This is a genomic window from Streptomyces sp. BBFR2 (assembly GCF_044497305.1).
GTDB lineage: Bacteria > Actinomycetota > Actinomycetes > Streptomycetales > Streptomycetaceae > Streptomyces.
Genome location: NZ_CP172415.1, coordinates 1,304,629 through 1,328,400, shown reverse-complemented (window position 1 = coordinate 1,328,400; position 23,772 = coordinate 1,304,629). Strand labels below are relative to the sequence as shown.

The following is a 23,772-nucleotide window of genomic DNA, read 5'->3' as shown; positions in this document are numbered from 1 at the left end:
GGCTCAGGCCGCGGTGCGCGCGTCGCTGCCGCGCGGCTCCAGGTGGCTCAGCGCGCCCGCCGTCGCGAGCCCCGGCAGGGTGTGCTTCCACAGCGCCGTGACCCGGTCCGGCAGGTCGGTGCGGTCGGTCGCCGCCAGCGAGAAGAGCTGCACACCGAAGTACGAGGCGACGAAGAACTCCGCCGCGCCCTCGGGGGAGACACCGGGCAGCAGCTCGCCGTTCCGCTGGGCGTCGGCGAACATGTTCACGATGATGTCGATCCACGCCTGGTACGGCACCAGCGGATCGCCGCTGAACGTCGTCTCCAGCGCGATACGGGTGCCGGCCTGGAGCAGCGGGTCGTCCCGCAGCGCCACCGCCACCTGGTGCGTGAAGTCGATCGCGTCCTGGAGCCGGGAGGCGGTGACCTTCTGCTCGAAGGGCTGGGTCTGCTCCATGATCACCGCGCGGGCCAGCGCGTGCTTGGAGGAGAAGTGGAAGTAGAGCGCGCCCTTGGTGACACCGGCCCGCTGGATGATCTCCGCCATCGTCGCGGCTTCGTATCCGCGCACGCCCATCACCTGCGCCGCCGCCTCAAGGACCGCTCGCCGCGTGCGCACTGCGCGTTCCTGCTTGACCACCGATCGCCCTCCGTATGCTCTCGTGGAGTTGTTGTGCCCGAGCGCGCCCGTCGCACATGGCCGGGGTCTCGTCCCGCATCATAAGGAACCAACCGGGCGGTACGGTCCGGAAATCGGGGCCGGTCCGCGGCTCACGGAACGCGATCACCGCCGCGGGAGAGCCCCGGTGTCCGCTTCCCCGGCCCTCGCTCTCCCATGCGGAATCCGGCTCGCCGGAACCTGTCAACGGCCTGTTCGGCGCGGTGCGCAGCCCTCGCAGGGGCGCCCGTGCCCACCCCGGACCTGGGTAAGTGCCCTTGCACACGCGGGTGATGGGCGCCGGCGCGGCGCCGCGGCACCGGATGGCCGGTGGCCGGCTGCCGGCGCTGCCGTTCGGTGCGGGCGAGATGGGGGGAGGCACGGCCGCAGGTGGAGCGGCCGCCGGTCGGCCCGGCCGGTCGGCGCCGGGCAAATTTGTCCAACACCCCGGGGGTTGGCGGGAATCAACCGCCGCCGGTGCACCGCCGTGACCGGGGCGGTCCGCCCGGCCTGCCGCGTCGCTCTCCCGGGGCGGTGCGCCGCTCAGCTTCCGGCGGGCGCCGGGACGGCGACGGGGGCGGCCGGGAGCAGTGTCCAGACGTCGGCCAGCGCGGTCTCCGCCCACCAGGCGGGGTCCTCGTAGCCGAGGTGCAACAGGCCCACCACGACCGACGTCAGCAGTTGCGCGGTGCGGCGCGGTTCGGTTTCCGAACGCGAAGCGCCGCCCGCTCCGCCGGTCATCGCCTTGTCGAGGAAGAGCGCGTACCAGCGCCGCTCCAGGGAGGTGATCTCCAGCCCCGGCGCGGTCTCGGGGCGCAGGCGCAGCCCCGCGCGCAGCACCGGGTCGTTCTCCACCCGCGCGAACAGCTCCGCGGCGAAGTCCTGTACGGCGGTGCCGATCGGCTGCGGCGAGCGGATCAGCCCCTCCTCGATCCGCTGCAGGGTGCTCAGCGCCGTGTCGCGTACCGCGAGGGTCAGATCGTCCTTGGACGTGAAGTGGAAGTAGAGGGCGCCTTTGCTCAGCCGGGCCCGCCGGCTGATCTCGACCATCCCGGCCGCCGGTACCCCTTTCTCCAGGAAGGTCTCGGCGGCCGAGCGGATGAGCGCCTGGCGGCTCTGGATGGCGCGATGCTGCGTGGGCACGGTGTCCGTCCCGTCTCTAGTACGGCTGCGAGCTGGCAGGACAGTCTACTGAGAAAACCAACCATGCGGTTCTGTATAGGGTTCCGGAATGGCCGGTATGGGGTGTCCTGCGTCGCATACCGATCGGTGGCCTGGGCTTACGGAGATGGTTGAAGACCCCACGATTTCCGTGCGAGGTCAGGGATCCCATGGGGAGTCCGCTTCTGGGACGGGGGTGCATTGACAAACAGCGCAGACGGTTTTTAAATCTGCGAAGGCGGTAAACGGGATCCTCCTCTTCCGTGGTGTCCGCCACGACGGTCGCGCGTCGCGTCGGGACAGCGGTGCGCCACGGAGAACCTCCCCAGCCGTCGCCCGTCGTCGACCGCGGGCCACCGGGATCAGCCGGCCGGCCACGCTCTCCAGCCAGTGCACCCATCGGAATCCGGAAAGGTCTCCAGCCATGCGCGTATCAGCGGTAGTCGGCGAACGTCCTGTGAGAGGCGTACGGGGCGCCGGAAGCGAGACGATCAAGGCTGCCGTCTTCGATCTGGACGGCACCCTCGCCAATACGCGCCCGGCGATCGCCAAACTCCTCGTCAAGGTGGCGGCGGAGCAGGGCCGTACGGTGACCCCGCGGCAGGCCGCGGCCGCCGTCGGCAAGCCTCCGGGCCAGGCGTTCGGCCGTCTGCTGGGCAAGCCCGAGGACGACGCCCAGGTGCTCGCCGCGATCAACCGCTACCGCGAGCAGTTCGCCGTCGACGTCATGTGCCTGGGGCCGCAGTTGCTGTTCCCGGGTGTAACGGCCGGGCTCTCCGCGCTGCGCGCCCACGGGGTGGAGCTGGCCGTCGCGACGTCCAAGTCCACCCGGGGTGCCGAGGCGCTGCTGGACGTCATGGGCATCCGCGAACTGGTCGGCCCGGTCATCGGCCAGGACATGGTCCGCCGCGGCAAGCCGCACCCGGAGATGGTGCTGCGGGCCGCCGGGCGGCTCGGCGTCGCCGCGTGGGAGAGCGCGTACGTCGGGGACACCGTCGGCGACATGCGGATGGCGGTGACCGCGCGGATGGAGGCCGTCGCCGTGACGTACGGCGCCGGGACGTTCGGGGAGCTGGCGGCGGTCGCCGGTACCCGGATGTGCAGCTCGTTCAAGGATGTGGTGTCGGTGATCGCGGCGGCCCGGCCGCGGCGGATGCCGGCACCGGCGCTGGCGGCGCAGCGGCGCCGCCGGTGACACCGTCGCGGGCGCCGGGCGCGTCCGCGGCAGGGAGAACCTGAGGGGCTTCGGCCCTGACGGGACAGCGGCGCCGGGGGGCGCCGCTGTCCGGTGCCGGTGCCGTCGGGCGCCGTCACCGAGGGGGGAAGGGGCTGCCGCCGGAGGGCGGGGCCCATGGGGGCGTCCGTCCGTGGGGCGGACGCCCGCAGTGATGCCCGCCGGGGGGCGGGTAGCAGGAGGGGTGTTCCGGGAGGAACCGGATTCCGCGGCGGACCGCGGCCTGCCGCGGAACCGCGCGGACGGGCCACCGCGCCGTGGGCCGGACCGGACGCTCCGCCCGCCTGTCGCCGCTGCACCGGTGAGGGGCGGAGACCGCCGTGCGGGTCCCCGGTCGGCCCTCCGTCAGGAGGGGAGAGGGCAGACCGGGACCCGCCGGGCGGAGAAGAACGTGCCGTGGCCGGACCGCCGGGTGCCGGACCGGGCGACGGCTATCCGCTTCCGGGCCCTTCGCCGGCGGCGGTGACCGGACCGCCGGGCGCCGGGCCGCCGGTCGGCGGGAAGTACGCGTCGGAAACGCTCCCGTGGTGCCGTCCGCCGGGACCACCCGGACGAGCGAGGGCGCGCCGTGTGGGCCGCGCCGTACGGGCGCCGTCGCCGGGCCGGGGCGGTGCCGGTCACCCAGGGGGAGCGGCGCCGGGGGGCGACTGTCAGTGGTGGGTGTCACGCTGGAACGCGCAGCGCATTCGCGGCATGCGGTCCGTGGAGGGAATGACCATGATCACCACTGAGTTTCTGCCCGGCTCACCCTGCTGGCTCGACCTCGGCACCCCGGACCTCCGGAAGGCCACGGCCTTCTACGGCGAGGTCTTCGACTGGACCACCGAGCCGTTCGGCGGCCAGGAGTCCGGCGGGTACACGCTCTGCCGCCGGGACGGGAAGGTGGCCGCGGCGATCGGCCCGTCGCCGGAGGAGGGCGCCCGCGCGGCCTGGACCGTCTACTTCCACACGCCGGACGCCGAGGCGACGGCCCGGGCGGTGCGGGAGGCCGGCGGCGAGGTGCGGGTCCCGCCGTCGCCGGTCGGCGGGGACAACGGATGGCACGCCCAGCTCACCGATCCGCAGGGCGGCCGGTTCGCGGTCTGGCAGCCCGGTACGTATCCGGGCCTGGAGGTGGCGGACGGGCCCGGCAGCCTGGGATGGACGGAGCTGTTCACCACCGATACGGCGGCCGCGCAGCGCTTCTACGGCACGGTCTTCGGCTGGACCACCCAGGACATACCGCTGCCCGGCGGCGACACGGGCACCTACACGCTGGTGACGCCGCGCGGCGCCGGTCCGGAGCGGATGCAGGGCGGCATCATGCAACTGCCCGCTTCGGCGCTGGCGGAGACCGGCGGCGCGGCGTACTGGCACCCGGTGTTCGGCTCCGCCGACTGCGACGCCACGATCGCCGCGATCACCGCGCGGGGCGGCGCCGTCCGGATGGGGCCGGAGGACGCCGAGGGCGTCGGCCGCCTCGCGGTCTGTACGGATCCGGCGGGCGCGGAGTTCGTGGCGCTGACACCGGCCGAGGAGAGCTGACGCGGGCCGAGGGGCGATGCCGGCCGAGGGCCGGTCCGGTAGATCCGTCCGGCCTGATGGCCGGTCAGGAGCGGGGAGAGGGCGAGGTTTCCCGGGGGCGCTCGCCACGCCCCGCCGCGTCCGGACGCCGCGCGGGGCCGCCCTCCTCCGGACGTGGTGGGCCCGCCGCCCGGTGAAGGGTGGACGGCGGGCCCGGGCGTGGCGTGTTCAGCTCCGGGACGCCTTCGCCCCGGCGCCGTCCCGGTCCGGTTCCGTGCGGGCCGCGGGTACCTGTGCGGTGATCCGGCCGTTCTCGGCGAGCACCACGACGGCGTCGTCCGCGCGCAGCGACAGCGGTGCGGTCTTGGGCGGGTTGAGGACGACGCCGTAGCCGGGCGGGGTGTCGCTCTCGCTCGCGCGGCGGTAGCCGATCGCGGTCTCGCCGCGCCGCCGGGCCGCCTCGATGACCGTCGCGAAGGTGGCCGGGGTGTCCGGGAGGAGGTAGCCGCCGGCCGGCTTCAGGTAGATCTCCGACCCCTCGGGGTCGAAGAGGTCGGTGAAGACGGCGTACAGATGGCGGTCCTCGACGAGTTGGGTCAGCAGCAGGCTGATGATCTTGGTGCTGACGATGAAGTCGTCCGCCTTGGTGACCTGCGCGATCTCCCGGTTGGCGTCGCTGTGCATCTCCGTGACGATCGAGTACGGGGTGCCGGTGCGGGTGGCGATGTCCCGCAGGTGCAGCAGCGTCACCAGCGTGCGGTCGTCGGCCCGGTCGGAGCCGATGTCGTCGTCGGTCAGCACGATGATGTGGCGGTAGCGGTCCAGGCCCAGCGCCTCCAGGGACGGCCGGTGGGTCGGCTCGCAGCGCCGGAAGCCGGTGGTCAGGTTCTCCAGCCCCTCCCGGGGCAGGGCCGCGGGCTCCCGGGGAGCGGCGACATCGACCAGCGAACCGGGCTCCACCAGCCGGTCCAGCAGCGAGATGATCTTCGCCGCGCGGGAGTTCCAGCCGATGACGAGAGTGTGGTCGGGCGCGGGCTCCCCGCCGCTCCCCGCGGTCATCGCCGTCTCGACGACGTCCGGCCGCTGCTGCGCCCGCCGGATGAGCAGATCGTCCTCCGCGAGCACCAGGATCTCGTCCCCGGCCGAAACCACCGCGTCCATGGGCGGGTTGACCTGCACCTCCCCGTTCTCCCGGCGCAGCCCGACGGGGACGCCTAGCTCGAACCCGTTGAGCGTCTCCCCGTAGGTGCTGCCCGCCAGGGGGCCCGCCGGATAGGGGTAGATCTCGTTGCCGACGAAGCTGAGCAGTTCGTTGAAGACGGTGGACAGGCCGGACTGGCGGTGGGACTGGACGATCAGCCGGACGGCGATGTCGTCGGCGTCGATGACGAGCGTGGACTCGCCCGCGGCGAGGCGGGCCGCCGCCAGGTTGGGGGAGCTCTGCACCGCCGCCACGATGTTGGGCCGGGTGCCTTGCCAGGTACGGCTGTTGAGGAGCAGCAGCACCTTGATGACCTCGGTGTCGGAGTCGTCCCCGACGGGCGGCAGCACCATCACGGACTTGGCCGCGTCCAGGCTCACCAGTTCCAGGTCCGGCCGCTGGAGCGGGCTGCCGGAGCGGCAGATCACCCGGGTGCGGCCGGTGTCGGGGATCCGGCGGCGGATCTCCTCCTCCATCGTGACCTTGTCCCGGTCGGCGAGGATCACCACGCAGGAGCGCCGTTCGCTCTGGTTGGCCTCGACCAGTTCGGCGAGGACCGTGAAGACCTGCTCCGACCAGCCCAGCACCACGGTGTGGCCGCGCTCGACCAGTCGTGACCTGCCGCGCCGCAGCTCCTCGATCCGGGCTTCGAGACCGGTGGTCAGCACACCGATCAGGGCGCTGACGATGAAGATGCCGCCGATCGTCACGATCAGCATCAGGCCGAGGAAGACCGGACCGCCGGTGTCGCCGCCCATCGTGCCGGGATCGAGGGTGCGCAGCACGCTCATCCAGACCACGCCGAGCCAGCCGCCGTTCTTCTCCGTGTCCTCGTCGGTGAAGGTCACCACCAGCGCGGTCACCAAGGCGATCAGCAGTACCGACGCCAGCCCCAGCCAGCCGATCAGGGCGGGGGTGCCCCGGTCCATCGTCCCGTCGAACCAGTACCGCAACCGGCCCCGCAGGTCCCGCAGTTTTCTGCTCACCGAAAAATCTCCCTCACCGCGACCGGCTTCCCCCGAGCTCCGGCACTTTCACACTTGCGTGATCAGTTAACCGTCATCCGGTACAGGACAAGGAAGTTGAGGGCGTGATTGACCCGTTCGGGGAGGTTTCGACGGGATCAAGCCACGGACGCGGCGCGTGCGGCGCACGGTGCCCGCCCCCCCCCGCGGAGGGCGGGCCGTCCGCGGGGTCGCGCGGGCGCGGGGCTGCGTGTGGCACCCAGCAGGTGCGCGTCGTTCAGGCGGGGCGGGCCACCGCGACCACGGCGTCGGTGAGGGAGGCCGCGTAGCTCTCGGTGAGCCGGTCGAAATCGAAGAGCAGGGCGTACCACATCGGCCCGTAGATCAGGTCGATCAGTACGTCGTCGTCGGCGAAGGTGACCTCTCCGCGTTCGCGGGCGCGGACGATGACCTCACGGAAGAGCTCCCGGCGCGGTTCGATGACGGACTCGACCGCTTTCCGGGCGAAGTCCGAGCCCTGCGCGGCCTCGGCGGCGACGGCCTGACTGAAGGCGCTGTTGCTGTCGCGGTGCAGGGCGAAGGCCGCCCGCACCATGTGCAGAAGGTCCTCCCGGAGACTGCCGGTGTCCGGGACGGGGAATTTCTCACGCCCCGCGGAGTCGAGGGCGGCGAGCAGCAGGTCGCCCTTCGAGGAGTAGCGGCGGTAGAGGGCCTGCTTGGAGACTCCGCTGCGGGCCGCTACCCCTTCCATCGTCATTCGTCCGTAGCCCCGTTCGGTGACGAGGTCGAGGGCCGCCTGATGAATCGCCGCGTCGAGGGCGGGGTCGCGAGGTCTTCCTTGCACGGGGTGCACCTTACTTCAGGGCCGCATCGCTCCCTGTTTCAACGGGTTCGCGGGCGCCCCGCCGAGCGGGACACCCGTGAACGGTGCGTACGGATCCGGCTCACTGCTCGGAGCGGCAGGCGCAGGCGGGCTCGGCCGCGGTGCCGGGCTGCGGTTCAGCGCGACAACTGGGCACCTCGCCGTCGTGCTCGAAGGCGCTCAGCCGGCAGAAGCAGGAGGCCGCGACGGGGATGTCGGCGGTGGCAAGGGCGATGTCGCGGGCGAGGGCGATCCGTCCGGCCTCTTCGTGCCGTCCCAGGAGGGTGAGGCACTCGTGGAGTCCGTGCAGACTCCAGACGTTGTTGGGGTGCGTGCGGCGGCGGGCGAGACTGCGGTCGAGGTGGAGGTCGGCCTGGTACACCGCGGCGGCCTCCTCGATCCGCCCCTGCTCCATCGAGAGGGCGGCGTAGGCGTGGCGAACGGGCTGGAGCCAGGCCGGCGGGTCGGTGTACGGGAGCGCGTCCTCCATCGCGATGGCATGCTCCAGGGCGGCGAAAGCCTTGCCGAAGTTTCCCTTGCGGTACTCGAGTTCGCCCTCCAGCATGCCGGCGGCGACCTTGAGGACGTCCACCTCCTTTGCCGGCACGGCGTTCCACCGGGACGCGGGCACGGTGGCGCGGGCGGCGGCGAACGCGTCGCGGGCCGCCTCGGCCTCGGTGATGCGGCCGAGCGCGGAGAAGGCGACGCCGCGCGCGTAGTGGACCATTGTGGTGGTCGAGCAGAACAGCTCCTGGTCTTCCGGGAGTCCGAGTTCGAGGATCTCTTCCCAGCGGCCGAAGCGGATCAGAACGTGCGGCAACGTGGCGCGGTAGCTCTCGAGGAGGTCGGCCATGGGCGGGCTGGTGATCCGCAGCAGCCCGGGGGTGATGAACGCGTCGATGTCACGGGCCGCGTCCAGGGCCTCGCGGGACCGGCCGGACATCATGGCGCCGTACGCCAGGACGCAGAGGTTGTGGGCGCGATACAGCGAATACCAGTGCTGCTGCCCCTCCCGCGCGAAGTACCGGTTGTCGGCGGCGACCGCGACGGTGTTGGACTCCACCACGTGGCGCCAGTCGCCGCACGCGGCATCGATGTGCGTGGACATGTGCGCCATGTGTCCGCCGTCGGGGGCGAGGCCGCGCAGTCGGTCGGCCGCCGGCAGGGCCACCTCGGGGAAGGGGGACATCTCCATCAGATGGATGTAGAGGTGGTTGAGGGCCGGGTGCTGGTCACCGCCGGGCAGCGGGAAGGCGGCCTCGATGACCTCGCGGGCCTCCACGGTGCCGTAGCCGACCGGCTCGCCGCTGTCCAGGTCCCACAGTGCCCGCGGGCTGACACACAGCAGCGCGTCGGCGAAGATCGCGGCCGCGTCCAGGTCATCGGGGTGCGCTCGGTGGACCTCGCGCATGGCTTCCGCGTACGCACGGTTGAGGGCGTCGAACTCCTCCGGCCCCTCCGGGACGCCCTGGTCGGGGAAGCGGGCGGCCAGGGCCGTGATGAGCCCCCGCTCGAAGGGCGTGCACGAGGCGGAGGCGGCGCGCGCCCGTACGAGCGAGATGCGGGCGTACTCGACCGACGCCTTCAGGTCGTCGGCGTCGAAGAAGCGCCATGCCTTGTTGTAGTTGGGGCCCTTGGCGAAGGCGACCCCCCAGTGGGCCATCGCGCATTCGGGATCCTCGGCGATGGCCCTCTCGAAGCAGCGGACGGCCTCGTCGAAGTTGAAGCAGTACGCCCACAGCAGACCACGGTCGAACCACAGTTGGGCCTGCGGCGAGGAGGTGGTGACGGCGCGGCGGTACGCGCCGAGGTCGTAATAGGTATCGGACATGGCGCTGACTGGCTCCCATCGGTGAACGGTACGGCGGACGGGGTGGCGGCAGGGCCTCCACTTCCCGTACGGACCGGCGAGCACACCCCCTATATGCAATACGAACCGTACCGTATTGAAATGCGTGCCGCCGGCAGGCACCCGGGTTTCCGCATGGCACCCGCGGTCGCGTCATGTACCGGCTCGAAGCGCTTGATGTCCGGGTCGGCGAACACGGGTGCGCCGCTTCCCGTTCCCGCTCGGCCCGCAAGCCGCTCAACAGCTCTCCGTATCAACTCCTGCGTGGGGAAGCCGCTCCGGGCGCGACGGGAGTGATCGCCCCGCCGGACGAGGGCGGCACCGACGGCGCTGACGTCCCAAAGGCGCCGCCGCACCCCTCCCCGCCCCGCTGAGTGGCAGGTCGGGCGGGGTGCGGCGGCGCTCACACATCAGATATCCCGGAACGTCTCGATCTGCGCCCCGATCGAGTTGAGGCGTTCGGCCAGGTCCTCGTAGCCGCGGTTGATGACGTAGACGTTGCGCAGGACCGAGGTGCCTTCGGCGGCCATCATCGCGAGGAGGACGACGACGGCGGGGCGCAGGGCCGGGGGGCACATCATCTCGGCGGAGCGCCAGCGGGTGGAGCCGTCGACCAGGACGCGGTGCGGGTCGAGCAACTTCACCTGTGCGCCGAGGCGGTTGAGGTCGGTGAGGTAGATGGCGCGGTTGTCGTAGACCCAGTCGTGGATGAGGGTCTGGCCCTGGGCGGCGGCGGCGATGGCCGCGAAGAAGGGCACGTTGTCGATGTTGAGGCCGGGGAACGGCATCGGGTGGATCTTGTCCAGCGGCGCCTGGAGCTTGGAGGGGCGGACCGTCAGATCGATCAGCCGGGTGCGGCCGTTGTCGGCGGGGTACTCCGCGCTGCGCTCGTGGTCGAGGCCCATCTCCTCCAGGACGGCCAGCTCGATCTCCAGGAACTCCACCGGTACGCGCCGGATGGTGAGTTCGGACTCGGTGACCACGGCGGCGGCCAGCAGGCTCATCGCCTCGACCGGGTCCTCGGAGGGCGCGTAGTCGACGTTGCGGTCGATGGTCGCGACGCCGTGCACGGTGAGGGTGGTGGTGCCGACGCCCTCGACCCGTACGCCCAGTTCCTCCAGGAAGAAGCAGAGGTCCTGGACCATGTAGTTGGAGGAGGCGTTGCGGATGACGGTGGTGCCGTCGTGGCGGGCGGCGGCCAGCAGCGCGTTCTCGGTGACGGTGTCGCCGCGTTCGGTCAGGACGATGGCGCGGCGCGGGGTGACGGTGCGGTCGACCTCGGCGAGGTAGACGCCGTCGGTCGCGGTGATCTCCAGCCCGAAGTGGCGCAGCGCCGTCATGTGCGGGGTGACCGTACGGGTGCCGAGATCGCAACCGCCCGCGTACGGCAGCCGGAAGTGGTCCATGCGGTGCAGCAGCGGGCCGAGGAACATGATGACGCTGCGGGTGCGGCGGGCTGCCTCGGTGTCCATCGAGGCGAGGTCCAACTCGGCGGGCGGCACGATCTCCAGGTCGCTGCCGTCGTTGATCCAGCGGGTGCGGACGCCGATGCTGTTCAGGACTTCGAGGATGCGGTAGACCTCCTCGATCCGGGCGACCCGGCGCAGAGTGGTGCGGCCCGCGTTGAGGAGTGAGGCGCAAAGCAGCGCGACGCAGGCGTTCTTGCTGGTCTTGACGGCGATGGAGCCGGAGAGCCGACGGCCGCCGACCACCCGCAGATGCATCGGGCCGGGGTAGCCGAGCGAGACGATTTCGCTGTCCAGGGCCTCGCCGATCCGGGCGATCATCTCAAGGCTGATGTTCTGGTTACCGCGTTCGATGCGGTTGACCGCGCTCTGGCTGGTGCCGAGAGCGTCGGCGAGCTGCGTCTGTGTCCATCCACGGTGCTGCCGGGCGTCGCGGATCAGCCTGCCGATGCGTTCGAGGTAGTCGTCTGCCATGGCGTGACCATATCTCAGATATGAGATGTGTTCAGTTTCGCCAGTTGTTCTACTACTATGCGAATAACTGGAGGCTGCCATGAAACCTGCCACTCCCTTCACCCGTCCCCCTGCCGACTCCCTGCGGGTCGCGATCGCCGCGTTTCCCTTTCTGGTCGCGGTCGCCGTCGTCGTCGGCGTCCACCACCAGACTGCCGACCGGTTGCCGGATCCGCTCGCCACCCATTTCGGTGCCTCCGGCGCCGCCGACGGCTTCACCCCGGCCCGCGGATTCCTCCTCGGCACCGTCCTCACGCTGCTCGTCCTGGGCGCCGGCTGCGCCGTCCTCACCCGCGTACGGCGCCTGGCCCAGGCCGTGCCCTGGGTGCTCGCCCTGGGCTGGTCCCTCGCCGCCCTCCTCGCCGTACCGGCCTGTATGACGCTGCTGGCCAACGCCGAGGCGGGGCGGGCCGATGCGGTCCGGGTGCCGCTGTGGGAGGTGCTGCTGGTGGTGGCCGCCGGGCTGCTCGCGGCCGCTGTCGGACTGTGGCTCGGCGGGCCGATTCCGCGGGCGCGCCCGCGGCCACCGGGCCCGCAGGGCGCGCCACGCCTGGCGCTCGGGGCGGAGGAGAGCGCCGGATGGACCCGGACGACCGGCTCCCCGCTGCTCGCCGTCGTCGGCCTTCTCACCTGCTGCGCGGGCCTGTACCTCGCCTTCGTGGCCGGGCCGTTCGCCGGGCTCGCGCTGGGCGCCGCGGGCGCGTTGACCGGGGCGCTCGCCTCGGTACGGGTCACCGTCGACCGGCGCGGTCTGGCGCTCGCGCCCGCGTTGCTGCCGTACGCTTTCCGCCGCATCCCGCTCGACCGGGTCACCGAGGCCACCAGCAGGGACATCGACCCGTTCGCCGAGTTCGGCGGCTGGGGCTACCGCTTCCGCGCACACGGCAGCGGTCTGGTGCTCCGATCGGGTGAGGGGATCGCCCTGCGGCTGCGTGGCGGTCGCGAATTCGTGGTGACGGTCGACGACGCGGCGACCGCCGCCGCGCTGCTGAACACCCTGCTCGACCGCGCCCGTCCCGCCCGAGGAGACTGAGTGCTGTTCCGGGTCGACCCCAGTTCGGCCGTGCCGCTCGGTGACCAGATCGCCGCCGCGGTCCGCGGCGCCATCGCCGACGGTTCGGTCCGCGCCGGTGAGCGCCTGCCCGCCGGCCGGGAGCTGGCCGCCTCGCTCGGCGTCAACGTCCACACCGTCCTCCGCGGCTACCAGCGGCTCAAGGAGGAGGGCCTGATCGAACTGCGGCGCGGCCGGGGCGCGGTGGTCACCGGCGCCGCCTCCCCGGCCCGCGCCCGCCTCGGCGAGGCCGCCGACCGCCTCATCGCCGAGGCCCGGCGGCTCGGCCTGACCGACGAGGAGATCGTCGGCGTGGTGCGCCGGGGGCTGGCGGTGCGGTGAGCGCGGCGGGCGCGGGCGTACCGCCGCGGCCCGGCCGGTCCGGCGCGCGGCCCGGCCACCCGGACGGCGCAACGGCTCCGGGCCCCGTGCGGGCGCGGGCGCCCGCCCCGCTCACCGCCGACGGCGGACCGGGACCACGTACGGGCCGCACCCGGGCGCTGTCTAGGGTGAGCCCATGGTCCACACCGAATCCGCCCGTGACGGCCGCCGCGCGGAGCTGCGGGAGTTCCTCCGCAGCCGCCGCGGCCGGGTCTCGCCCGCCGACGTCGGTATGCCGGACGGCGGCCGGCGGCGTACGCCGGGACTGCGGCGTGAGGAGGTCGCCGTGCTCGCCGGGGTCGGGGTCTCCTGGTACACGTGGTTGGAGCAGGGGCGCGACATCAAGGTGTCCGAGCAGGTCCTGGACGCGGTGGCGGGGGCGCTGCTGCTGGACGCCGCCGAACACGCGCATCTGTACCGGCTGGCCGGACTGACCCCGCCTCAGCCGCCCTCCCGGCCCTCGGTGCCGCCCTCGCCGGAGGTGCGGCGGCTGCTGGACGCCTGGTCACCGCGGCCGGGCTACGTACGCGACCGTCACTGGAACTTCACCGCCGTCAACGACGCGGCGCGCGAGGTGTTCGGCTACCGCGAGAACGACCACAACTGCCTGGTCTCCTTCTTCACCAACGCCCGCTACCGGGTGCTGCACCGGAACTGGGACGAGGCCGCCCCGGAGGTGGCCGCCGCCTTCCGGGCGGATGCCGCCCGCTACCCGGACGACCCGGAGTTCGGCCGCATCGCCGCCGATCTGGCGGCGGTCAGCCCCGAATTCGCCGGGCTGTGGGCGCGCCACGACGCGGCCGAGCACACCCGCGCGGTGAAGGCGGTCGACCACCCCGAGGCCGGGACGCTGGTCTTCGACGCCACCCTGCTGCCGCTGCCCGAACACCCCGGACACCATCTGATCCTGCACAACCCGCGCCCCGGCACCGGCACGCAGGAGCGTGTGGCGGCCCTGATGCGGACCGGCCTGGTGGTGCCACACCCAGGATGAGCGGACACTGTCCGCGACGCCGCCGGGCCCGCAGGATCGCTGCCATGAACAGTGACACCACGCAGATGACGGCAGTGACCATCCCCGAGTTCGGCGAGGCCGGGGTGCTCCGCACCGTGACCATGGCGGCGCCCGAGCCCGGGCCGGGCGAGGTGACCGTCGATGTGGCCTTCGCGGGCGCCAACTTCGCCGAGATCCTCTACCGGCGCGGCGTGGTCGACGTACCGCTGCCCTTCGTGCCCGGCATCGAGGTGGCGGGCCGGATCCGTGCGGTGGGCGAGGGGGTCGAGGGCCTGTCCGCCGGGCAGCCGGTGGCCGCGCTCACGATCGTCGGCAGCGGCGGCTACGCCGAGGTGGCGGTCGTCCCCGCCGACCTGGTCGCGCCCCTGGACGGCCTCGGCATCGGGCTGGACGCCGCCGCGGCGCTGCCGTCCAACAGCACCACCGCGTTCCTGGTGCTGGACCGGGTGGCCCGCATCGAGCCCGGGGAGAGCGTCCTGGTCCACGCGGCGGCCGGCGGGGTGGGCAGTCAGCTCGGCCAGGCCGCCCGCCTGCTGGGCGCGGGCCGTGTGGTCGGCACCGTGGGCAGCGAAGCCAAGATCGGGACGGCCCGGAGCTTCGGCTACGACGAGGTGGTGCTGCGCGACGAAGTGGCCGACGCCGGTGAGTTCGACATCGTGGTGGACATGGTCGGGGGCCCGGCTCGCCGCGGCAGCCTGGACCGGCTCGCTCCGATGGGGCGGCTGGTGGTGATGGGAAACGCCTCCGGCGCCGCCGATGTCGGCATTCCGGCCAACGAACTGTGGTTCACCAACAAGACCGTCTCCGGCTTCAACCTGGCCGCCTTCGCCGCGGCGTTCCCGGCGGAGACCGGCCGGGCGCTGCGCCGCGCGGTGGCGGCCGCGGCCGCCGGGGACCTGCGGGTGCGCAGCGAAACCCTGCCGCTGGCGCGGGCCGCCGAGGCCCACCGCCGTATCGAGTCGGGCACCACCACCGGCAAGCTCGTCCTCGCTGTCACGGCGCCGTGAGTGAGGGGCGGCGCGTCCGGCCGGGGCCCGGTGACGCACCGTCCCGTACGGCGGCGGCCCCCGGTTCAGACCCCCGTCGTCCCGTCCACGGCTTCGCGCAGGAAGTCGGCGTGCCCGTTGTGCCGTGCGTACTCGTGGGTGAGGTGCAGCATCACCGTGCGCAGGGACACCTCCTCGCCCCACCGGGCCGCGTGGTAGGCGGTGTCGAGGGAGGGGGCCGCCGCCTCGATCCGGCGGGCGTGGGCCACCTCCGCCTCCCAGGCGCCGAACGCCTCCTCGCGGGTGCAGCCCCGCGCGTCGTACGCGGCCTGGAAGTCGCCCTCCGGCGACCAGACCAGAGGGATGTCCTCGCCGCCGACCACCCGCCGGAACCACGCCCGTTCCACCTCGGCCAGATGGCGTACCAGGCCGAGCAGGGAGAGCGCCGAGGGCGGGCCGGCCGCCCGGCGTAGCTGTTCGTCCGTCAGGCCCTCGCACTTCAGGGCGAGTGTGGCGCGGTGGAAGTCCAGGTACGCGCGGAGCGTCTCGCGTTCGCCGCCGGTGCGCGGCGGGCCGATCCGTTCGACGGTCATGGTGGGTGCCCCCGTCCCGGCCCGGTCCCCGGCGCACCGCGGGCGCGGCGCGCGGCCGGGCAGCGGTCCGAACCTACCGTCCCTGCCGCGCCCCCGTCCCGCCGGTCGCGGGGCGGGGGCGCGGTGCGCTCCGGGCCGGGGCGCGGGAGCGGGCCGGTGCCGGGCCTGACCGCCGGTCAGTCGTCCAGGGCGGTCAGGACGTCGCCGAGGTCGACGAATTTGAAGCCGGTCGCCGCCCGGTCGCCGTCCTCGGGGTTGGCGTGGCCGTCCTGGACCACGAGCAGCCCGTGGGGGTACTTGCTGCCGAGCGGCTCGGCCAGGGCGTCGGCGCCGTCGCACTCCTCGGAGCCGTCCACCTCCTTGCCGGGGGCCACCCGGAAGCCGCCTTCGTACTCGTAGCCGTCGGCCTTCTCGCGGTCGTAGGCGACGAAGGTGTTGTCACCCTGGCTGGAGGCGAGCAGATAGCCGTCGCCGCCGTCCTGCCGGACCAGGGTCAGGCCCTCGACGTCGGCCGACACCCGCTCACCGCCGAAGCCGGGGTCCTTGCCGGCGACGCACTTGTCGGACGGCTTGTCGTACGTGGCGGGGATGCCGTACTCGCGGACCTTGTCCTGGAGGACGGGCTTGCCGTCGAGGCCGGCGGGCAGCCGCCAGATGCCGACGTCCTCCTGGCCGGCGAAGAGGGTGCCGGTCTCCGGGTCGACGACCATGCCCTCGACCTGCGGCCCGTCACCGGGGTCGCCGCAGGGGGACCACTTGGTGCCGTCGGGCATCGTGAAGGTGTCCGGCAGGTCCACGGTGCGGACCTGCTCGTAGGAGACCTTGCCGTCCCCGGTCGCCTTCAGCTCCAGCAGCGCGATGCGGGTGGTCGCGGCCTGGCTGACGAGGGCGTACGCCTTGCCCGTGTGCGGGTCGGTGTAGGTGGTCAGCCCGTAGGCGGTGCTCTTGTGGTTCACCTCGTCCTGGGAGGAGGAGAAGATCCAGGGTGCGGTGGGGGCGGTGACGTCGGTGAGCGGGGCGTCGTGCTTGTCGCCGTCGATGCGGTAGATGCGGAGCTTGTCGCTGCCGCGGTCGCTGGTGACGGCGAGGTCGGCGGGGCCGGGGCCGAGCTTCATCCCGTGCACGAGGTCGACGTTGTTGAAGCGGCCGGGCGCGTCGTCGGGGCCGGGCGCCGGGGGCGCGGGGAGGGACTGGACCTGCTCGGCGTCGAGGTTGTAGACGCGCAGGCCGCCCTTCTTGGCCGTGGCGACGACGAGGCTGGCGTCCGGGTCGGCGGTGTTGCGCCAGATCGCCGGGTCGTCGGCGTTGGAGTTGCCGCCCTCGTCGTCGTCGAACATCGCGGGGGTCTCGGCGCGGGGCGTGACCCCCGGGAGCGTCCCGTCGGCCGCTCCGGCCGCGGGGGCGACCATGATCCCCGCGGTCAGGGCCACGGCCGCGGCCGCGGCGACAAGGGCGGGGCGTCCACTTCTGGGCACAGGCACGAACGGTCTCCTTCTGAGGTGGGGGTGACGCCTGACATGCTCACGATGACGGGTGGAGAGCCGAGTGTCTTCAGGTGTCCGGAAGGTGACGGGGAGATGGCCGGTCGTGCGGACGTGGCAGGTACCGAACCGCCGGCGCCTCCGGCGGAAGTCCGCGGGCGGCCGTTCGGCGGCCGTGGCGGCGCCGGCTCCGGCCTGCGGATTCCCCGCGCGCGAAGTTCACTGGGAGGGCCCGGTACGCCTCGCGCGAGGTCATCGGGCCTGCCGGGGCATGACCAAGCCGCGGCGATGTACTAGAGTTATCTCGACATCGAGATATCTGCCCCAAGGCGCACCGCCGCCGCGCCAGTAAGGCGTGCCTAACTAAGGCTCACCTTACCGGATCGGCGCGGACCTGCGACGGCAGGATGCGGTGGTACGCGCGAATTCATGCATGAAGGAGACTGTCGTGTCGGCGAACAGCTTCGACGCCCGCAGCACGCTGCAGGTGGGCGACGAGTCGTACGAGATCTTCCGGCTGGACAAGGTGGAGGGCTCCGCCCGTCTGCCCTACAGCCTGAAGGTGCTGCTGGAGAACCTGCTCCGCACCGAGGACGGCGCGAACATCACCGCCGACCACATCCGTGCGCTGGGCGGATGGGACTCCCAGGCCCAGCCCAGCCAGGAGATCCAGTTCACGCCGGCCCGCGTGATCATGCAGGACTTCACCGGCGTCCCCTGCGTCGTCGACCTCGCCACCATGCGTGAGGCCGTCAAGGAGCTGGGCGGTGACCCGGCGAAGATCAACCCGCTGGCCCCGGCCGAGCTGGTCATCGACCACTCCGTCATCGCCGACAAGTTCGGCACCAACGACGCCTTCGCCCAGAACGTCGAGCTGGAGTACGGCCGCAACCGCGAGCGCTACCAGTTCCTGCGCTGGGGCCAGACCGCCTTCGACGAGTTCAAGGTCGTCCCCCCGGGCACCGGCATCGTCCACCAGGTCAACATCGAGAAGCTGGCCCGTACCGTCATGGTGCGGGGCGGCCAGGCGTACCCCGACACCCTGGTCGGCACCGACTCGCACACCACGATGGTCAACGGCCTGGGCGTCCTGGGCTGGGGCGTCGGCGGTATCGAGGCCGAGGCCGCGATGCTGGGTCAGCCGGTCTCGATGCTCATCCCGCGCGTCGTCGGCTTCAAGCTGACCGGTGAGCTGCCGGCCGGCACCACCGCCACCGACCTCGTGCTCACCATCACCGAGATGCTGCGCAAGCACGGCGTCGTCGGCAAGTTCGTCGAGTTCTACGGTGAGGGCGTCGCCGCCACCTCGCTCGCCAACCGCGCCACCATCGGCAACATGTCGCCGGAGTTCGGCTCCACCGCCGCGATCTTCCCGATCGACGACGAGACCCTGAACTACCTGCGCCTGACCGGCCGTGACGCCCAGCAGGTCGCGCTCGTCGAGGCGTACGCCAAGGAGCAGGGCCTCTGGCTGGACCCGGCCGCCGAGCCCGACTTCTCCGAGAAGCTGGAGCTCGACCTCTCCACGGTCGTCCCCTCCATCGCCGGCCCGAAGCGCCCGCAGGACCGCATCGTCCTGGCCAACGCCGCGCAGCAGTTCGCCGTCGACGTGCGCAACTACGTCTCCGTGGACGAGGAGGCCGGCAAGGAGTCCTTCCCGGCGTCCGACGCCCCGGCCGTCTCCCCGAACGGCGTCCCGTCGAACCCGGTCACCGTGACCGCCCCCGACGGCTCGACCTACGAGATCGACCACGGCGCCGTCACCGTCGCCGCGATCACCTCCTGCACCAACACCTCGAACCCGTACGTGATGGTCGCCGCCGCGCTCGTCGCGAAGAAGGCCGTGGAGAAGGGCCTGACCCGCAAGCCGTGGGTCAAGACCACCCTCGCCCCGGGCTCGAAGGTCGTCACCGACTACTTCGACAAGGCCGGTCTGACGCCGTACCTGGACAAGGTCGGCTTCAACCTCGTCGGCTACGGCTGCACCACCTGCATCGGCAACTCCGGCCCGCTGCCGGAGGAGGTCTCCAAGGCCGTCAACGACCACGACCTCGCGGTCACCTCGGTCCTCTCCGGCAACCGGAACTTCGAGGGCCGGATCAACCCCGACGTCAAGATGAACTACCTGGCGTCCCCGCCGCTGGTCGTCGCCTACGCCCTCGCCGGTTCGATGAAGATCAACATCACCGAGGAGGCGCTCGGCACCGACCAGGACGGCAAGCCGGTCTACCTGGCGGACATCTGGCCGACCGAGGCCGAGGTCAACGACGTCGTGGCCAACGCCATCGGCGAGGACATGTTCAACAAGTCCTACGAGGACGTCTTCGCGGGCGACGCCCAGTGGCAGGCCCTGCCGATCCCCACCGGCAACACCTTCGAGTGGGACGGCGAGTCCACCTACGTCCGCAAGCCCCCGTACTTCGAGGGCATGGCCATGGAGCCGTCGCCGGTCTCCGACATCGCGGGCGCCCGCGTCCTGGCCAAGCTGGGCGACTCGGTCACCACCGACCACATCTCCCCGGCCGGTGCCATCAAGGCCGACACCCCGGCCGGCAAGTACCTCACCGAGCACGGTGTGGAGCGCCGCGACTTCAACAGCTACGGCTCGCGCCGCGGTAACCACGAGATCATGATCCGTGGCACCTTCGCCAACATCCGCCTGCGCAACCAGATCGCGCCGGGCACCGAGGGCGGCTTCACCCGCGACTTCACGCAGGAGGGCGCGCCGGTCTCGTTCATCTACGACGCGTCGCAGAACTACCAGGCCGCCGGTACCCCGCTGGTCATCCTGGCCGGCAAGGAGTACGGCTCCGGCTCCTCCCGTGACTGGGCCGCCAAGGGCACCGCGCTCCTCGGCGTCAAGGCCGTCATCGCCGAGTCGTACGAGCGCATCCACCGCTCGAACCTCATCGGCATGGGCGTCCTGCCGCTCCAGTTCCCCGAGGGCGCGTCGGCCGAGTCGCTGGGCCTGACCGGCGAGGAGACCTTCTCCGTCACCGGCGTCACCGAGCTGAACGACGGCACCACCCCCCGCACCGTCAAGGTCACCACCGACTCCGGTGTGGAGTTCGACGCGGTCGTCCGCATCGACACCCCCGGCGAGGCGGACTACTACCGCAACGGCGGCATCCTGCAGTACGTCCTGCGCTCGCTGATCAACAGCTGACCCGGGACACCCCGGCCGCCTGACGGCCGGAACGCCACGAGGGCCGCACCCCGCTCGGAGAGGGGGTGCGGCCCTTCGGGTTTTTCCGGAGCCACCCGGCCCGGAGCCACCCGGTTTGGAGCTACCCCAGCAACTCCACCTCCGCCACCGTCCCGCCGCCCGCCGGCACCAGCCGGTAGTGCCGGTACGCGGCGGGGGAGGGGACGGTGAACGCCCGGGTCTGGTGGTCCCAGCGGAAGGGCTCGGCGGTGCGGTGGTCGAGGCGGTGCCAGTGGGTGCCGTCCGTGGAGCCCTCCAGGGTCCAGCCGTTCGGGGCGGTGGCGCGGTCGGCCGAGGTGAGGGTGTAGGCGGTGATCCGGGCGGGCCCGGCCAGGTCGGCGCGGGCGGTGGTGAGCGGTGCCGAGGTGGCGGAGGTGTTGTCGAAGAGCGGGCCGGCGGACGGGTCGGTGACGTCCGCGGGCGGGGCGGGCACCTTGCCGTCGTGGGTGAGGGAGGTGGGGGCGGCGTTCTTCCCCGTGCCCCAGGCGGACGGGCGGTCGCCCATCGAGAAGTCCAAGGTGGCGCCGCGGGCGAGCAGGGCGTGCGGCAGCGCGGTGGACGTCCACGGCTTGCCGTTGACCTTCAGGCCCTGGACGTAGACGTTCCGGGCGCTGTTGCGCGGGGCGTTGATGACCAGGTCACGGCCGTTCTCCAGGTGCACGGTGGCCTTGGTGAAGAGCGGGGAGCCGACCGCGTACTCGCCCTGACCCATCACCAGCGGGTAGAAGCCGAGGGCGCTGAAGACGTACCACGCGGACATCTCGCCGTTGTCCTCGTCGCCCGGGTAGCCCTGGCCGATGTCGCTGCCGACGTAGAGCCGGGACAGCACCTCACGGACCTTCGCCTGCGTCTTCCAGGGCTGTCCGGCGGCGTCGTAGAGGTAGGCGATGTGGTGCGAGGGCTGGTTGCTGTGGCCGTACATGCCCATCCGGGTGTCGCGAGCCTCGGTCATCTCGTGGATGACGTCGCCGTACGAACCGGCGAACTCCTTGGTCCCCGTCTCCGGCGTCGCGAAGTAGGTGTCGAGCTTCTTCGCGAGGCCGGGGCGGCCGCCGTAGAGGTTGGCCAGACCGCGGGTGTCCTGCGGGGCGGGGAAGGCGTACGTCCAGGCGTTGGTCTCGGTGTAGTCGTGGCCCCAGACGCGCGGGTCGAACTTCTCCGGCGGCAGCCGCCAGGCGCCCTTGGCGTCGCGGCCCTGGAAGAAACCGGCCCGTTCGTCGAAGAGATGGACGTAGTTCCGCGCCCGGCCGAGGAAGTACGCGGACTCCTCCTGGTAGCGGGCCTTGTGGGTCTTGGCGTACAGCGCCTGTCCCATGCGGGCGATGCCGAAGTCGTTGAGGTAGCCCTCCAGCGCCCAGGACAGGCCCTCGCGGGTGTCGGTCGCGGTGTAGCCGAGGAACGGTGAGGTGGTCATGCCCTTGCGGCCCACCCCGGACCGCGGCGGCGCCACGGTGGCGTTCTTCACCGCCGCCTCGTACGCGGCCTCGGCGTCGAAGCGCACGCCCTTGACGTACGCGTCGGCGAACGCCACGTCCGAGCTGGTCCCCGTCATCAGGTCCGCGTAGCCGGGCGAGGACCAGCGGGAGGTCCAGCCGCCGTCCTTGTACTGCTGGACGAAGCCGTCGGCCAGCTTGCCGGCCCGGCCGGGGGTGAGCAGCGCGTAGGCCGGCCAGGCGGTGCGGTAGGTGTCCCAGAAACCGTTGTTGACCTGGACCGCGCCGTCGACGATCTTCGCGCCGGTGTGGGTCGGGGTGTCCTCCCCGGCCGGCGGGGAGAACGGGCTGGCGTAGCGGGTGCGGGAGCCGACCCGCTCGGAGCCGGAGTTGGGGTAGAGGTAGAGCCGGTAGAGGTTGGAGTAGAGGGTGGTGAGCTGATCGCCGCTCGCGCCCTTGACCTCGACGCGGCCGAGCAACTCGTCCCACTGCGCCCGCGCGCGCCGCTCGGTGGTGGCGAACGGCGTCCCGGCGGGTATCTCCCGGTCGAGGTTGGCCTTCGCCTGGGCGGTGCCGATCAGCGAGGTGGCGAGCCGCAGCGTCACCGTGCGGTCCTTGCCGGGGGCGAAGCGCAGATAGCCGGTGACGTCCTTGCCGCCGCCCCCGCCGAGCCGCCCGCCCTTGGTGACCGGCGCGTCGAAGGTGCCGTGGACGAAGAGGCGGGTGGCGCCGGTGGACAGGCCGCTTTTCACGTCGGAGTAGCCGCTGACGGTGCCGTGTTCGGTGTCGAGGGTGAGGCCGCCCTTGTTGTTGACGTTGTCGAAGATCAGGTTCGCGTCGTCGCCGGGGAAGGTGAAGCGCATCTGGGCGGCGTGGTCGGTCGGGGTGATCTCCGCCTTGAGACCGTTGTCGAAGGTCACACCGTAGTGGTGCGGCAGGGCGGTCTCCCTCTCGTGGTGGAACGGCAGTGCGCGGGCGGTGCGGGAGGCGTCCGGGACGCCCGCCGCGGTGGACGGCATGACCTGGAAGGTCTGCCGGTCACCCATCCAGGGGCTGGGCTCGTGGCTGGCGGCGAACGCCTGGAGGGTGGGGAGATTGTCGGCGTTGTTCTTGCGGGCGTACTCGTAGAGCCAGTCGGTCGAGCCCGCGTCGGTCACCGGCGTCCAGAAGGTGAAGCCGTTGGGGACGGCGGTCGCCGGGAAGGTGTTGCCGCGCGAGAAGCTGCCGCTGGAGAGCGTGCCGCGGGTGGTTCGGACGTGGTCGGAAGGGTGGGCGCGCGGCTTCTCGGGCGCCGGCCGGCCGAGTGTGAGGTCGTCGATCCAGCCGCGGAACGCCGGCGCCTCGCGCGGCGCGCGAGGCGCGTCGTACGCGACGAGGATCCGGTCGACGGTCTTCCCGGCGGCCACCGCGCCGACGCGGGCGGTGCGCGCGTTCCACTGGTTGACGTAGAGCATCCGGGCGTCGGCCTGGCCGCGCGGCGTCAGCGGCGCGCCGTACTGGTCGGTGGCGCCCAGTTCGCTGAGGTACGTCCCGTCGGTGAAGGCGAGGTCCACCGCGACATGGGTGGCCGGGTACTCCGGATCGGCCGTGCCCATCTGCGGGAAGACCTTGTACGACAGTGTGGTGTCGGCGGTGACGGGCGCGTTGACGTCGAAGACCTTGTTGTACGCGTAGCCGCGGCCGGACGCGGTGTGGGTGCCGGCGTACTCCAGGGCGTGGCGGCCGGAGAAACCGGCGCCGTCCTTGGACGTCGGGGTGGCGTCGGGCCCGGTGCCGGTGCGGGTGGCCATGCCCGGGGCGGCGGGGCCGGCGGGCGGGGTGACACCGCCCGCCTTGGGGCGGCCGTCGGGGCCCTGCTCGGCGGTGCCGTTCCAGTCGGGCGCGGGCTGCCCCGGCTCGAAGGAGGAGCTGAACCCCCCTGCTGATGAAGGCTGTTGGCGCGAGGTGGCCTGCGCCGCCGGGCCGAAGGCGGCGATGGTGAGGAGTGCGGCCGCCGCCAGCGCGGTGGGGCGGGTGAGCATCCGTAGCGGGGTGTGCCGGTGTCCGATCCGCACGCGAGCCCTCTCAACTGGGTTGACATCGTTGTCAGTTGTGGTGTGCAGAGATAAGTAAGGAGGGCTCCCCGGTGGGTGTCAAGGGCGCGGAGAAGGCGCGTGGGCCGGGGTGTACGCCGTGGTGGCGGACGGGTCGCGCCCGGGGCGCGCCCCCGTGTTCCGACCAGGTATCAACTCGGG

General features: G+C 72.2%; 16 protein-coding genes. 7 read left to right on the top strand and 9 right to left on the bottom strand.

Annotated features, from left to right (window positions below):
• Nucleotides 1–3 precede the first annotated feature (3 nt).
• Together ACGH2B_RS04555 and ACGH2B_RS04550 are read right to left on the bottom strand one after the other, a co-directional pair.
• Entirely contained in the window at nucleotides 4–600 is a 597-nt protein-coding gene (locus ACGH2B_RS04555) for a ScbR family autoregulator-binding transcription factor (protein ID WP_399084456.1), read from the bottom strand.
• A gap of 582 nt (nucleotides 601–1,182) precedes the next feature.
• Nucleotides 1,183–1,782 carry a TetR family transcriptional regulator gene (locus tag ACGH2B_RS04550; RefSeq protein WP_399084453.1) on the bottom strand — a complete coding sequence of 200 codons (600 nt, stop codon included), beginning with the start codon at nucleotides 1,780–1,782 and terminating at the stop codon, nucleotides 1,183–1,185.
• A gap of 475 nt (nucleotides 1,783–2,257) precedes the next feature.
• On the opposite strand from ACGH2B_RS04550, the gene ACGH2B_RS04545 reads away from it, so the two are divergent.
• Together ACGH2B_RS04545 and ACGH2B_RS04540 are read left to right on the top strand one after the other, a co-directional pair.
• Nucleotides 2,258–2,995 (top strand): HAD family hydrolase, encoded by a 738-nt coding sequence (locus tag ACGH2B_RS04545; RefSeq protein WP_245654883.1) that lies wholly within the window; start codon nucleotides 2,258–2,260, stop codon nucleotides 2,993–2,995.
• A gap of 756 nt (nucleotides 2,996–3,751) precedes the next feature.
• Nucleotides 3,752–4,558: a VOC family protein gene (locus ACGH2B_RS04540; RefSeq protein WP_399084450.1), complete on the top strand. Its 807-nt coding sequence runs from the start codon at nucleotides 3,752–3,754 to the stop codon at nucleotides 4,556–4,558.
• A gap of 207 nt (nucleotides 4,559–4,765) precedes the next feature.
• Here ACGH2B_RS04540 and ACGH2B_RS04535 read toward each other — a convergent pair whose 3' ends face one another.
• The 4 genes from ACGH2B_RS04535 to ACGH2B_RS04520 form a co-directional block, all read right to left on the bottom strand.
• Nucleotides 4,766–6,724 carry a potassium transporter TrkA gene (locus ACGH2B_RS04535; protein ID WP_399084447.1) on the bottom strand — a complete coding sequence of 653 codons (1,959 nt, stop codon included), beginning with the start codon at nucleotides 6,722–6,724 and terminating at the stop codon, nucleotides 4,766–4,768.
• Nucleotides 6,725–6,980: 256 nt separating this feature from the next.
• On the bottom strand, nucleotides 6,981–7,547 hold the full coding sequence (locus ACGH2B_RS04530; protein WP_399084445.1) for a TetR/AcrR family transcriptional regulator: 567 nt from the start codon (nucleotides 7,545–7,547) through the stop codon (nucleotides 6,981–6,983).
• Nucleotides 7,548–7,647: 100 nt separating this feature from the next.
• On the bottom strand, nucleotides 7,648–9,396 hold the full coding sequence (locus tag ACGH2B_RS04525; RefSeq protein WP_399084442.1) for a tetratricopeptide repeat protein: 1,749 nt from the start codon (nucleotides 9,394–9,396) through the stop codon (nucleotides 7,648–7,650).
• Between the two features lie 428 nt (nucleotides 9,397–9,824).
• On the bottom strand, nucleotides 9,825–11,354 hold the full coding sequence (locus tag ACGH2B_RS04520) for a helix-turn-helix domain-containing protein (protein ID WP_399084439.1): 1,530 nt from the start codon (nucleotides 11,352–11,354) through the stop codon (nucleotides 9,825–9,827).
• A 79-nt stretch (nucleotides 11,355–11,433) separates the two neighbouring features.
• Between ACGH2B_RS04520 and ACGH2B_RS04515 the strand changes: the two genes are divergently transcribed.
• From ACGH2B_RS04515 to ACGH2B_RS04500, 4 genes are all read left to right on the top strand, one after another.
• Nucleotides 11,434–12,426 (top strand): DUF1648 domain-containing protein, encoded by a 993-nt coding sequence (locus tag ACGH2B_RS04515; protein ID WP_399084436.1) that lies wholly within the window; start codon nucleotides 11,434–11,436, stop codon nucleotides 12,424–12,426.
• Nucleotides 12,427–12,786, top strand: coding sequence for a GntR family transcriptional regulator (locus ACGH2B_RS04510; RefSeq protein ID WP_399084433.1), 360 nt, complete (start codon nucleotides 12,427–12,429; stop codon nucleotides 12,784–12,786). It begins immediately after the preceding gene.
• Between the two features lie 175 nt (nucleotides 12,787–12,961).
• Nucleotides 12,962–13,819 (top strand): helix-turn-helix transcriptional regulator, encoded by an 858-nt coding sequence (locus ACGH2B_RS04505; RefSeq protein WP_399084430.1) that lies wholly within the window; start codon nucleotides 12,962–12,964, stop codon nucleotides 13,817–13,819.
• Between the two features lie 44 nt (nucleotides 13,820–13,863).
• Nucleotides 13,864–14,847, top strand: coding sequence for a zinc-binding alcohol dehydrogenase family protein (locus tag ACGH2B_RS04500; RefSeq protein WP_399084427.1), 984 nt, complete (start codon nucleotides 13,864–13,866; stop codon nucleotides 14,845–14,847).
• Between the two features lie 65 nt (nucleotides 14,848–14,912).
• On the opposite strand, the gene ACGH2B_RS04495 is transcribed toward ACGH2B_RS04500, so the two are convergent.
• Together ACGH2B_RS04495 and ACGH2B_RS04490 are read right to left on the bottom strand one after the other, a co-directional pair.
• On the bottom strand, nucleotides 14,913–15,419 hold the full coding sequence (locus tag ACGH2B_RS04495) for a DinB family protein (protein ID WP_399084424.1): 507 nt from the start codon (nucleotides 15,417–15,419) through the stop codon (nucleotides 14,913–14,915).
• Nucleotides 15,420–15,595: 176 nt separating this feature from the next.
• Complete coding sequence (locus ACGH2B_RS04490; protein WP_399084421.1) at nucleotides 15,596–16,900, bottom strand: phytase; 1,305 nt, start codon at nucleotides 16,898–16,900, stop codon at nucleotides 15,596–15,598.
• A gap of 448 nt (nucleotides 16,901–17,348) precedes the next feature.
• Here ACGH2B_RS04490 and acnA point away from each other — a divergent pair, with 448 nt between their 5' ends.
• Entirely contained in the window at nucleotides 17,349–20,066 is a 2,718-nt protein-coding gene (gene acnA, locus ACGH2B_RS04485) for an aconitate hydratase AcnA (RefSeq protein WP_399084418.1), read from the top strand.
• 121 nt (nucleotides 20,067–20,187) lie between these two features.
• Here the strand turns inward: acnA and ACGH2B_RS04480 are convergent, their stop codons facing one another.
• Nucleotides 20,188–23,592, bottom strand: coding sequence for a GH92 family glycosyl hydrolase (locus ACGH2B_RS04480; protein ID WP_399084415.1), 3,405 nt, complete (start codon nucleotides 23,590–23,592; stop codon nucleotides 20,188–20,190).
• Between the last annotated feature and the right edge of the window lie 180 nt (nucleotides 23,593–23,772).

What these genes read in the sequence shown, in the direction of transcription:
- ACGH2B_RS04540 (WP_399084450.1), top strand. Translation starts at nt 3,752, where the DNA reads ATGATCACCACTGAGTTTCTGCCCGGCTCACCCTGCTGGCTCGACCTC.
- ACGH2B_RS04525 (WP_399084442.1), bottom strand. Translation starts at nt 9,396, where the DNA reads ATGTCCGATACCTATTACGACCTCGGCGCGTACCGCCGCGCCGTCACC.
- ACGH2B_RS04520 (WP_399084439.1), bottom strand. Translation starts at nt 11,354, where the DNA reads ATGGCAGACGACTACCTCGAACGCATCGGCAGGCTGATCCGCGACGCC.
- ACGH2B_RS04515 (WP_399084436.1), top strand. Translation starts at nt 11,434, where the DNA reads ATGAAACCTGCCACTCCCTTCACCCGTCCCCCTGCCGACTCCCTGCGG.
- ACGH2B_RS04505 (WP_399084430.1), top strand. Translation starts at nt 12,962, where the DNA reads ATGGTCCACACCGAATCCGCCCGTGACGGCCGCCGCGCGGAGCTGCGG.
- ACGH2B_RS04500 (WP_399084427.1), top strand. Translation starts at nt 13,864, where the DNA reads ATGAACAGTGACACCACGCAGATGACGGCAGTGACCATCCCCGAGTTC.
- ACGH2B_RS04495 (WP_399084424.1), bottom strand. Translation starts at nt 15,419, where the DNA reads ATGACCGTCGAACGGATCGGCCCGCCGCGCACCGGCGGCGAACGCGAG.